The 4,605-nt window shown below is 73.2% G+C and carries 3 protein-coding genes; all 3 read left to right on the plus strand.

Features of this window, described 5'->3' with window-relative positions:
* Positions 1 to 13: 13 nt before the first annotated feature.
* The gene (gene cobN, locus AC2VNT_RS01990; RefSeq protein ID WP_486945260.1) at positions 14 to 3,625 is read left to right on the plus strand and encodes a cobaltochelatase subunit CobN; all 3,612 of its coding nucleotides are present in this window, start codon (positions 14 to 16) and stop codon (positions 3,623 to 3,625) included.
* Positions 3,606 to 4,394 (plus strand): precorrin-6A synthase (deacetylating), encoded by a 789-nt coding sequence (cobF, locus tag AC2VNT_RS01995; RefSeq protein WP_486945261.1) that lies wholly within the window; start codon positions 3,606 to 3,608, stop codon positions 4,392 to 4,394. Before cobN ends, cobF begins: the two co-directional genes overlap by 20 nt.
* Positions 4,391 to 4,605, plus strand: a 215-nt coding sequence (locus tag AC2VNT_RS02000) for a nucleotide-binding protein (RefSeq protein WP_486945262.1), incomplete at its 3' end; no start/stop codon positions are given. The genes cobF and AC2VNT_RS02000, both read left to right, overlap by 4 nt.

Consider the following 4,605-nt stretch of genomic DNA (forward strand, 5'->3'; position numbering starts at 1 on the left):
AGGAGGATCCCTGATGTCCGGTGCGGGCACCGAGCCGCCGCGCGTCGCGCTGCTGTCCACCTCCGACACCGACCTGCTGTCGGCGCGGGCCAGCGGCGCGGCGTACCTGCTGGGCAACCCGGGACGCCAACCGATCGGCGCGGCGCCCGAGGATGTCCGCGTCGTGGTGCTGCGCTGGCTCGGCTCGTCGGCGGAGATCACCGAGGAACTCGCCGTGCTGCGGGGCAGCGGGATTCCACTGGTCGTGCTCGGTGGGGAACGCGCGCCGAACGCCGAGCTGATGCAGCACTCGACCGTGCCGATCGGGCTGGCCGCCCAGGCACACGCCTACCTCGCCGAGGGCGGGCCGGCGAATCTGGCCCAGCTGCACGCCTTCCTGTGCGACACGGTGCTGCTGACCGGTGCCGGCTTCGAGCAACCGGTCAGCATCCCGGAGTGGGGTTACGCGCACCGCGCCGAGCCGGCGCCGGCCGTTCGCGACCGGCTGCGGATCGGTGTGCTGTACTACCGGGCCCACGAGGTGAGCGGAAACGCGGCGTTCGCCCACGCGCTCGCCGACGCGATCGACGCGACCGGCGACGCTCTCGGGGTACCGATCTTCGCGGCGTCGCTGCGCAGCGCCCCCGACGACCTCTTCGCCGCGCTCGCCTCCTGCGACGCCGTCGCGGTGAGCGTGCAGGCGGCCGGCGGCACGCACCCGGCGTCGGCCGGGGCCGGTGCCGACGACGGGGCGTGGAACATCGAGCGGATCGCCGGGCTGGACGTGCCGGTCCTGCAGGCGCTGTCGCTGACCTCGTCGCGGGCGGAGTGGGAACGCAGCGACGACGGGGTGACACCGCTGGACTCGGCGAACCAGATCGTGATCCCGGAGTTCGATGGCCGGATCATCACCGTCCCGTTCTCCTTCAAGGAGATCGACCCCGACGGGCTGCCGCACTACGTCGCCGACGCCGAGCGTTGCGCCCGGGTGGCCCGCATCGCCGTCAACCACGCCAGGCTTCGGCGAATCCCCAACGCCGAGAAGAAGATCGCGCTGGTGCTCTCGGCGTATCCGACCAAACACTCCCGGGTCGGAAACGCCGTCGGCCTGGACACCCCGGTCTCGGCGGTGCGGCTGCTGCGCCGGCTGGCGGCCGAGGGCTACGACATCGGCGACGGGTTCGGGGTGTTGGACGCCGACGAAGCGGACGACGAGACCCGCGCCGGGGATCGGCTGATCCATGCCCTCATCGACGCCGGCGGCCAGGACGAGCAGTGGCTGACCGGCGCGCAGCTCACCGATGCGCAGGTGCGGATCACCGCGGCGCAGTACGCGGCCTGGACCGCCGAGATCCCCGACGCCTTGCGCGACGCGATGACGCGGGCCTGGGGCGCGCCGCCCGGCGGCCTGTTCGTCAACGACGCCGGTGAGATCGTGCTGGCCGCACTGCGATCCGGCAACGTGGTGCTGATGGTCCAGCCGCCGCGCGGCTTCGGCGAGAACCCGGTGGCGATCTACCACGATCCGGATCTGCCGGTCAGCCATCACTACCTGGCCGCCTACCGCTGGCTGGAGCACGGCTTCGGTGCGCACGCGGTGGTGCATCTGGGCAAGCACGGTTCGCTGGAGTGGCTGCCGGGGAAGAACGCCGCGCTGTCGGCGGCCTGCGCACCGGACGCGACGATCGGGCACCTGCCGCTGGTCTACCCGTTCCTGGTCAACGATCCCGGCGAGGGCGCCCAGGCCAAACGGCGGGCGCACGCGACCATCGTCGACCACCTGGTGCCGCCGATGGCCCGGGCGGAGAGCTACGGCGACATCGCCCGACTGGAGCAGCTGCTCGACGAGCACGCCAACATCGCCTCGATGGACCCGGCGAAGCTGCCGGCTGTGCGCGGCGAGATCTGGAGCCTGATGCGGGCCGCCGAGATGCACCGTGACCTGGGGTTGGCCGATGACCCCGACGGCCCTGCCGCCGAGGAGTTCGACGACTTCCTGCTGCACGTCGACGGCTGGCTCTGCGAGATCAAGGACGCCCAGATCCGCGACGGGCTGCACGTGCTGGGTGCCGCCCCCGAGGGGCCGGTGCGGGTGAATCTGGTGCTGGCGATCCTGCGCGCCGCGCAGGTGTGGGGCGGCGCCGACCACGCGGTGCCCGGGCTGCGGGCCGCGCTGGGCCTGCAAGACGGCGCCCCACACGCCGCGGTCGACGAGATCGAGCGTCGAGCCCGGACACTCGTCGAGGCGATGGAGGCGGCCGGATGGGACGCCGCGGCAGTCGATCGCCTGCACCCGGACCCGCAGGTCCGCCGGGTGCTGCGGTTCGCCGCCGCCGAGGTGGTGCCCCGGCTGGCCGGCACCGCCGGCGAACTCGACGCGGTGATGCACGCCCTGGCCGGCGGCTTCGTCCGGCCCGGCCCGAGCGGGTCGCCGCTGCGCGGGCTGGTCAACGTGCTGCCCACCGGGCGCAACTTCTACACCGTCGACCCGCGCGCGGTGCCGTCGCGGCTGGCCTGGCAGACCGGCCAGGCGATGGCCGACTCGCTGGTGGCGCGCTACCTGGACGAGACCGGCGACTACCCGGAGTCGGTCGGGCTCTCGGTGTGGGGCACCTCGGCGATGCGCACCTCCGGCGACGACATCGCCGAGGTGCTGGCGCTGCTCGGGGTGCGCCCGGAGTGGGACGACGCCTCGCGGCGGGTGTCTCGGCTCGAGGTGATCCCGCTCGCCGAGCTGGGCCGGCCGCGGATCGACGTCACGGTGCGTATCTCCGGATTCTTCCGCGACGCGTTCCCGCATGTGGTGACGCTGCTCGACGACGCGGTGCGCATGGTGGCCGCGCTCGACGAACCCGACGAGCAGAACTTCGTCGCCGCCCACACCCGGGCCGACCTGGCCGCCCACGGCGACGAACGCCGCGCCACCACCCGGGTGTTCGGCTCGGCGCCCGGGAGCTACGGGGCCGGGATTCTGCCGGTGGTGGAGGCCGGCACCTGGCGCGACGACAACGACCTGGCCGAGGTCTACACCGCGTGGGGTGGTTTCGCCTACGGCCGCGGGTTGGACGGTGCCGCCGCGGCAGCTGACATGCGCACCAACTACGCGCGAATCAAGGTGGCCGCCAAGAACATCGACAGCCGCGAACACGACATCGTCGACAGCGACGACTACTTCCAGTACCACGGCGGCATGGTGGCCACCGTCCGCGCGCTGACCGGGTCGGACCCGCGGGCCTACGTCGGTGACTCGACCGCACCCGACGCGGTGCGCACCAGGACCCTGGCCGAGGAGACCGCGCGGGTGTTCCGGGCGCGGGTGGTCAACCCGCGCTGGATCGCCGCCATGCGCCGGCACGGCTACAAGGGCGCCTTCGAACTCTCGGCCACCGTCGACTACCTGTTCGGCTTCGACGCGACCGCCGGGGTGGTGCACGACTGGATGTACGAGCGGCTCGCCCACGAGTACGTGCTGGACCCGACCACCCGGGAATTCCTGGACACCTCGAATCCGTGGGCGCTGCACGGGATCGTGGAACGCCTGCACGAGGCCGCCGAACGCGGCCTGTGGGCGCAGCCGTCCCCGGAGACGATGGCGGCGCTGCGCCAGGCCTACCTGGAGGTCGAAGGTGACCTCGAAGACCGCTGAGGTTCGGTTGCGCATCCTCGGTGTCGGGATGGGCCCGCAGCACGTCACCGCCGAAGTCGCGGCGGCGCTGCGCACCGTCGACTACGTGCTGGCCGCGGCGAAGAGCACCGGCACCGGCGAACCCGACCCGCTGCTGGCGGTGCGGCGCGCCGTGCTGGCCGCCCACCCCGGCCCGCACGGACCCGCCGAGGTCGTCGACGTCGCCGATCCCCCGCGGGACCGCTCGCCCGACCTCACCGGGCCGCAGTACCGGGCCGCGGTCGCCGACTGGCACGCCGCCCGCGCCCGGCGCTACGCCGACGTGCTGCGCGAACGCGGCGGCACCGCCGCGTTTCTGGTCTGGGGCGATCCGTCGCTCTACGATTCGACGATCCGGATGGCCGAACGGGTGCGGGAGTTGGGTGTGGCGGTCGACTTCGACGTGCTGGCCGGGATCAGCGCACCGCAGCTCCTGGCGGCGCGGCACCGCATCGTGCTGCACGAGATCGGCCGTCCGGTGCACGTCACCACCGGACGGCGGCTGCAGGAAGCGGTCGCCGCCGGGCAGGACAACATCGTCTCGATGCTGAATCCGCTGCCGTCGCAGTGGGATACGACCGGGCTGGCCGACTGGACCATCTGGTGGGGCGCCAACCTGGGGGCGGCCGGGGAGCGGCTGGTCACCGGCCGCTTCGGTGCTGTGCTGCCGATCATCGAGCGGGCCCGTGCCCGGGCGCGGGCCGAGGCGGGCTGGGTGATGGACGTGTTCCTGGTGCGGCGGACCCGGTGACCGGCCTGCTGGTCGCCGGCACCGCCAGCGACGCGGGGAAGAGCGTGCTGGTGACCGGGTTGTGCCGGGCGCTGGCCCGCCGCGGCGTGCGGGTGGCGCCGTTCAAGGCGCAGAACATGTCGAACAATTCGATGGTCTGCGCCGGCCCGGACGGTGCCGCGGCGGAGATCGGCCGGGCCCAGTGGGTGCAGGCGGTGGCGGCGCGGGCCGC

This window comes from Mycobacterium sp. TH-M15 (assembly GCF_057473705.1).